The following is a 7,098-nucleotide window of genomic DNA, read 5'->3' as shown; positions in this document are numbered from 1 at the left end:
CCGGGCACGCGTCGTGCTGCTGCACGACGGGCTGCGCGTCGTCCGGTACGCGGAGCCGCGCGGCGCGGCCGGCGGCGCCGTCCTCGACTTCGCCCGCACCGACGCGGCGGACGCGGCGTCCGCGGCCGCGCTGGTGGTGGCCCGGCCGSSTSSCGGCCGGGCGCGCGGGGCCCGGTGGGCGGGAGCGGGGTACCGCGTCCGGGTGGCAGAGGGCGTGGCGCGGCTCGGCGGAGGCCGCCCGAGGGCGCGGGGCCGCGGATCCATGGGGGCGGCGCGACCCGGGCTCCGCCGGACCGCGCGTCCGGTGCTCGACGCCGGGCGCGGGGCGGCGGGCCGGTCGGCGGGAGTTCCCGCGGGCCCGGCCGTGTCCCCGGCGGGCTCAGCGCAGGGGCGGGACGCGGGTGCCGTCGAGGAGGCGGCCGTGGAGGTCGGCCCGGGCACCGGGGCGGGAGCGGACGGCGAGGAGGGAGCCCTCGCTCCCGCCGGTCACGCCGCCCGACAGGGTGATCGAGCGGAACCGGCCGCCGCCCGCGGCGAGCACGTACCACTGCCCCGCCCGCGACTGCCACAGCACGCCCGCGAGCACCCGCGGTTCACGCACCCCGCACGCCGGGGAGTCCTCGGCCCGTGCCACGACCGTGCCCGGAGCGGACGGGCGGTCGGCCGGCGGGTGGAACTGGGCCATCACCCGGGCACCGGCGCCCCGCCAGGTCTCGGCCCGGGTGCACACCCAGGCGGCCGTGCCGTTGGCCTCGGGCAGCCTCTGCAGGGCGTACGGCCAGGCGTTGACCTCGCGCACGCCGTGCGCACGCAGCCCCTGGAGGGAGCACGCCGTCCGCGCCCAGTGCGCCAGCGCCGCGGGCCCCGTCACGTCCGAGGGCGCCGGCGGAGGGCCGGACAGCAGCCGGGCCGGGGCCAGTTCGCCCAGGTCGGTCAGCAGCCGCGTCCCCTCGCCGTCGCGGATCTCCAGCGTCTGCCAGGACCGGCAGGCGCCGTCCCCCGCCGTGCTCGGCAGCGCCGCCGTCACCCCCGACGCGTCCCGGGCGAGCGGCCGCGCCGGCGCCGCCGGGTCGAGCAGGTCCCGCACGGACACCTCCCGCACCCAGGGGGCCGTCAGGTAGCGCACCCGGCCGCCTCCCGGCCGGGCCACCACCAGCGCGGCCGCGGACGCCGCGTCCGCCGCGTCGGTGCGGGCGAAGTCGAGGACGGCGCCGCCGGCCGCGCCGCGCGGCTCCGCGTACCGGACGACGCGCAGCCCGTCGTGCAGCAGCACGACGCGTGCCCGGTCCACGGCCCCGGCGAACAGCAGCCGGGGCGGGCCCGCCGGGGGGCCGGACGAGGTGCCGGGCGTGGCCGAGACGCGTACCGGGCCGCCCGGCTCCGCCCAGGCGGCCAGCGCCCGGTCCAGCAGCGCCCGGTCCCCGGTGAGGCCGCCCCGGGCGGGCCACACGGAGAAGTCGCGCCGGGTCGCCTCCCGCCAGGCGGTCGGCGCGGCCCGCGTGGGCCCGGCGCGGTCCGCGTCCCGCCCGGATGCGGGACCGCCGTCCTCCGGGAGGCCGAGCAGCGCCCCGCACACGGCCAGCGCCGCGACCGCCACCACGCCCGCCCGCACCCGACGCCTGCGGCGCAGCAGTCCGGGTGGGCGCGCCTGGAGCGCGCAGGCGTCGAACGCAGGTGAGGCCAGCAGCGCCGCCGCGCCCGCCGGGTCCGGCAGGGCGTCCGCCGCGGCCAGCGCCCCGTCCGGATCGGCCACACCGACCGCCGCCAGCACGTCTCGGGTCTGCGGCCCGGTGAGCCGCTCCAGACGGCGCAGCACGCAGGCGGCGCGACCGGCGGCGCCGAGTGCCGACAGCTCGCGTTCGAGGGCGAGTTCCGCCGCGCCGCCGGCGCGCGGGAGGAGTCGCAGGCCCCGGACCCGGGGCAGCGGCCGGGGGAGGAGCGGCCGTCCGGCGCTCCGCAGTGCCCGGCGCAGCAGCCGCATCCGCAGGGCGTCGTATCCGCCCGGGCCCGTCTCCTCGGGCCGGCGTGCCCTCGGCACGAGGGGCGGGGCGGAGCCGGCCCCGGGCAGCGTGCGCCGGACCAGCGCGTGGGCCGCCAGGACCCGCCGGGCCGGGTCGGGTGCAGAGGGCAGCACCAGGTAGGCGATCCGCACCAGCCGCGGGTAGTGCGCGACGAACTCCGCCTCCAGCGCGTCTTCGGGACCCGGGGGAGAGGAGGTGATGAGGGCTGTGTCGGCTTGCTGAGGACGCACGTTCAGCAGAACGAGCGAATCGTCCTATGGTCACCCGTACCGGGCGCGCCGCCCCGCCCCCGCCGACCCGGTTCGCTCCCCGGCCGCCGTCACCCCGTGCCGGCGCCCGGGTCCGCGCCACCGGCCGGCGGCGGCACGACGAGCCGTGCCCTGATGCGTTCCAGCGCCCCCGCCCCCACGCCCAGGCCCTCCGTCGCGTACGCCTCCATGGAGCCGTACCGCGCCTCGACCTCGTCCAGCGCGGCGGCCAGGTACTCCGGCACCACCCCGATCACGGCGAGTGCCGTCTCCGGCCGGCCGCCCTGCACCGTGAACCCCTCCACCAGCGGCGCGAACGCCTCCCGCACCGCCGCGTTGACGGACAGGTACTCGGCCCGCACCGTCTCGGGGGAGGCGCCCAGCAGTGTCAGCACCACCGTCGCCGCCCACCCCGTGCGGTCCTTGCCCGCCGTGCAGTGGAACAGCAGCGGGGCGGCGTCCGGTTCGGCGAGTTCGGTGAGGAACGCGCCGTAGGCGGCGCGCGCCGAGTCCGTCGTCACGAACGAGCGGTAGATCTGCCCGAACAGCTCGGGGCCCCGGCCCCCGCCCAGCTCCCGCTCGGCCGCGACCGGGTCGGCGAGCAGCTGCCGCAGCCGGGCCGCCGCGGGCAGCGAACCGGCGGCGACCTGGTCGGCGAGCACGTCCGCCAGCAGCAGCCGGCCGCCCTCCGGGATCCGGTCCGGGCGGGCCTCGCGCTCCGCCCGGGTGCGGAGGTCGACGACGGTCCGGACACCGAGCGCGGCGACGGCCGGGTCGGCCACGGGGTCCAGCCGGTCCAGCTGCCCGGACCGGAACAGGACACCGCCGCGCACCCGCCCTCCGCCGGCCAGTTCGGTGCCCCCGAGGTCACGGAGATTGGCGACGGTGGTGGAGGGAATGGCGCTCATGCACGGAATGTAGGCGCCCGGGGGCTCACCCGGCCGCCGCGACACCTCCGGTGAGCGACCAGCCGCTGAAACGCACCGTGCCCCGCGCCCCGCTGCCGCCGTTGGTGGCGCTCATGAAGAGGCCCACGTCCTGGACCGCCGCCGCGCCCGGCACGTTCACCGTGGCGACGGTGCGCCAGGTGGCACCGCCGTCGGTGGAGCAGGCGCCGGTGAACGCGGTGCCGCCGTCCTTGGTGAGCCGCAGCAGCACCGGCGCCGTGATCCCGGTGATGCGTCCGTAGCTGTCGATCGTGCCGTCGCCGTCCGTGTCGAACGACAGCGCGACGCCCTGGCCCGGGGTGACGGCCAGGTTCAGGAAGCCCGCGTCCAGCGGCCTGGCCAGCGCGTTGCGGACCGCGATCCCCGCGCGGGCCCAGGTGCCGGTGTTCTCCTGGGAGTCGACCCGCAGCACCACGCTCGCGCCGGCGGTGAACGCCTGCGGCAGGTAGGCGGTGCCGAACTGGGTGGTGCCGCGCCACAGGTCGCTGCCCGCCCCGTTGATCGCGAGCCGGTCGCCGAGCTGCCCGAACACGGCCGCGTTGGAGGTGAAGGTGCGCCACCGCGGCTCCAGCGGCGCCGCCAGGTGCACACTGCCCGACTGGGCCGACGCCACCCGGACCTCGGAGAGCGGCCCGTACTGCGTGGTGAGCCCGTACGCCATGGGCACCAGCGGTTCGGTCAGCTCGCCGCCGGGGGCCGTCACCCGCCACGACACCTCGCCGGTGCCGCCCTCCGGCACCCCGTCGAGGGCCGGCTCCCCGTCGGGCTCCGCGTCGAGTCCGGTGAGGCCGAAGTCGACGCGGCCGGTGGCACACAGCCCGTTGAGGTTGCGGAACGACGCCGTCAGGGTGCCCGTGCTGCCCGGCGTGAACGCCGGCGGGTCGACCGACACCGTCACCACGCCCTGGTAAGGGGCCCGGGAGAGGGTGTCGAACACCCGCTGGGCGGTGCGGTGCGCGTCACCGGTCGGGCGTACCGGATAGGCCGAACGCTCCTTCGTCCAGGCCTCCTCCTGGGGGTAGAAGTCGAAGGACTTCGGAGCGCGGCCCTCGGCCAGCGCGTCGCCGGCCTCGGTCAGATACGCCTCCCACTGCGGCACATGGACGTCCGCCATCAGCCCCTGCCAGTCGCGGTTGGCGTAGTTGCCGAGGGTGTTCGCGGTCGGCCGGTCCGCCCAGGTCGAGATCAGCGTGCGCGCCGTCCCCTCCAGGCGCGCCGCCTCCTCGGGGCTGGTCGCCAGCCGTTTCGCGTCCTCCAGCCACGGGCCGGTCAGGAACATCCGGTGGCAGCCGGCCATCGTGTCGGCGAGCACCATCAGCTTCAGGAACAGCGCGGACACGGCTCGGAAGGTCTCCGCGTCCCTGGCGCGCCACGCGGCCCGCAGGGCGATCTGGAGGGTGCGCGACCGGTTGGCCAGCGCCTGCCGGGCCACATCGGTCAGGTCGTACCGGTAGGTGTCGGAGTCCCGCAGCGCCGGGTCCACGTTCAGCAGGCCGGTGAGCGCCCGGTCGAAGCCGGCCGGGTCGAAGGCGGTGCCGATCGCCGTCGTCAGCGAGGGCCGGCGCGAGAACAGCGAGTCGTACGGCCGGCCGTCGGTGCTGGTGAGCTTGTACGCCGTCGCCGCCAGCGCCGCGAACGCGTCCCGTGCCGAGGGGTCGTCCCCGCCGTAGCGGACCCGGCTGTACTCGGCGAACCACGCCTCCCGGTCGGTCTTCTCCTCGCGCCAGGCCAGCTCGCTGAAGAGCTCCGCCGCCGCCGGGTCCCGCTCGGCGGCCTCCGGCATGTAGGCGGTGCCCACCAGCGCGCTGCCCGGCTTGTCGCGCCAGGCGGTGAACTTCTCCGTCCAGCGGTCGGTGTTCGCGCCGATGGTCGTCCGGCCGCCGAAGTTGGGGATGGTGCCGAACGCGTACGGCGTGCCGCCCCAGTCCGTTTCCCGGTCGGTGACCGTGTCCAGGTCCGACAGCCCGTCGACGACGAGGACCCTGGTCCGGTCGATCGAGTCCAGCAGCAGGGGGCGGGGGTTGGACTGCCAGCCGAGGATCACCCAGGTCGCGCCGGGGCGGGCGGTCCGCAGCGAGGTCTCCACCGCACGGGCCGCCTCCGGGACCGGGACGTCGCCCGCGGTGCCGCCCTCGTGGAGCAGGTCCATCTTGAAGTACGACACCTCGCCGAACAGGTCGCCCTGGTGCCGGTAGAACGCGGCGGCGACGTCGGCGAACGCCTTCGTCCGCGGGTCGAGCCAGTCGGGGCGCCGCATCCCGCCGCCCCATGTCCCCTGGGGCACCACCCGGGCGTCGCTGCCCGGGTTGCGGGCCGCGAACCCGTCGGGCACGGTGCCGAAGTAGCCCGGCAGGACGGGCCGCATGCCCAGTTCGCGCAGCCGGTCGCAGATCCTGCGGCCCAGCTCGGTACGGCGCTCGATGAGCGCGGTGGACATCGGCCCGCCGAAGCCGCTCATGTTCTGGAGCAGCCACCACGGCTGGTGCGAGGGCGCGGGGAGCCAGGCGCGGGCCTCGGTGTCCGAGTAGCCGAAGTCCCGCAGCAGCCGGTGGTAGACCGCCTCCTGCCCGGCCGTGACGAGCACCTCGTTGCAGCCGTGCAGCGCCAGCACGTCCAGCTGCCGCTCCCAGCGCGGCCAGTCGGCGTAGGGGGCGGTGTAGCCGTCGTGGGTGTCGTTGTACACGAACCGGTGCGGGACCGTCGCCGTCCGCTTCAGGGGCGCCGTGGGGGCGGGCAGGAGGGACGGGAGGCCGAGCCGCGAACCGGCCCACGAGATGTGCGCCCGGCAGACGTACTTGAGGTACCAGTGCACCCCGGTCAGCAGGACGGCGGCGCTGGTGCCCGTCACGGTGATCCGGCCCGCGGTGCCGGTCACCTCGAAGCGCTCGGGACCGTCGACGGCGCGCAGCGTGAACTGGGCGGCGTGGTCGGGCAGCAGCCGCCGCAGGGCGGCGAGCGCGGCCCCGGCGGCGTCCGCACGGGCGGCGGGAGGGGCGGAGGGGGAGGGGACGGCGGCCGACGCGGGGGTGTGCGCGGCCAGCACCGCACCCATGCCGACGGCGCCGGCGGTGCCCAGCAGAGTGCGTCTCGACAGCTTGTGCATACAGCGCTCCTCCGTGTTGCTCCATGTGGGGCTCCAGCGACAACAGGTGCGTGCGGAGCGCAGGTTACTCGCGGTTCTCTCCCGCACAGGGGGACCGGAAGGGCACGATGGCCGGATGCGGACGACATCGAGTACGAACACACCACGGACGGCCCGGACGGTACTGGCGGTTGCGCTCATCGTCCTGGCGTCGGCCTGTTCATCGGGTGAACGCGATCACGGGCGTGTCGCGGGGACCGGCACGGCATCCGCCGCGCCCCGCACCGTCACCGGCAGCCTGGAGGACATCGCGCGGGAGGCCGACTGCGAGCCGAACATCCAGACGGACGCGGCCGAACTGCGGCAGGCGAACTGCACGACGGCGGACGGGAGGTACGTCCTCGCCACCTTCGCCACCGAGGACGGGCGGGCCGCCTGGCTCGACGAGGCGGACGACTACGGCGGCACGTATCTGGTCGGCCGGACGTGGGTCGCGGTCGGCGACGAGAAGGTGGTGGCGGCGCTGCGCGGCCGTCTCGGCGGCACGGTACGGACCGGAACGGACCACGGATCGCACCCGGGCGGCGGCACCTCCGGCGCCGAGGGCCACGAGGGCCACGAGGGACAGGACGGCCGGGACGGCCACGAGGCGCACCACGAGGGCCGGGACGGCCACGAAGGGAGCCACGGGGGCTGATCGCACGGTGCGGCGTCCGCCGTCCGGCCGGCCCCCGGCCCGGGCGGCGKMCGCCGCACCCCTCACCGCACGTTTGTACCGTCCGCGCACGCCGAGGCCGGGC

General features: G+C 77.0%; 4 protein-coding genes. 1 reads left to right on the top strand and 3 read right to left on the bottom strand.

The features are described 5' to 3' along the window. Positions 1 to 379 precede the first annotated feature (379 nt). From EAO77_RS29810 to EAO77_RS29800, 3 genes are all read right to left on the bottom strand, one after another. Positions 380 to 2,251 (bottom strand): hypothetical protein, encoded by a 1,872-nt coding sequence (locus tag EAO77_RS29810; RefSeq protein ID WP_261994189.1) that lies wholly within the window; start codon positions 2,249 to 2,251, stop codon positions 380 to 382. An 89-nt stretch (positions 2,252 to 2,340) separates the two neighbouring features. Further along, the gene (locus tag EAO77_RS29805) at positions 2,341 to 3,177 is read right to left on the bottom strand and encodes a tyrosine-protein phosphatase (protein ID WP_147991450.1); all 837 of its coding nucleotides are present in this window, start codon (positions 3,175 to 3,177) and stop codon (positions 2,341 to 2,343) included. Positions 3,178 to 3,202: 25 nt separating this feature from the next. Further along, complete coding sequence (locus tag EAO77_RS29800; RefSeq protein ID WP_147991449.1) at positions 3,203 to 6,319, bottom strand: alpha-N-acetylglucosaminidase; 3,117 nt, start codon at positions 6,317 to 6,319, stop codon at positions 3,203 to 3,205. A gap of 115 nt (positions 6,320 to 6,434) precedes the next feature. On the opposite strand from EAO77_RS29800, the gene EAO77_RS29795 reads away from it, so the two are divergent. Further along, positions 6,435 to 6,995: a hypothetical protein gene (locus EAO77_RS29795; RefSeq protein ID WP_147991448.1), complete on the top strand. Its 561-nt coding sequence runs from the start codon at positions 6,435 to 6,437 to the stop codon at positions 6,993 to 6,995. Positions 6,996 to 7,098: the final 103 nt, after the last annotated feature.

Source organism: Streptomyces sp. T39 (genome assembly GCF_008042045.1).
Taxonomy (GTDB): domain Bacteria; phylum Actinomycetota; class Actinomycetes; order Streptomycetales; family Streptomycetaceae; genus Streptomyces.
The sequence above is the reverse complement of the archived record's forward strand: the minus strand, read 5'-3'. Positions and strand labels throughout refer to the sequence as shown.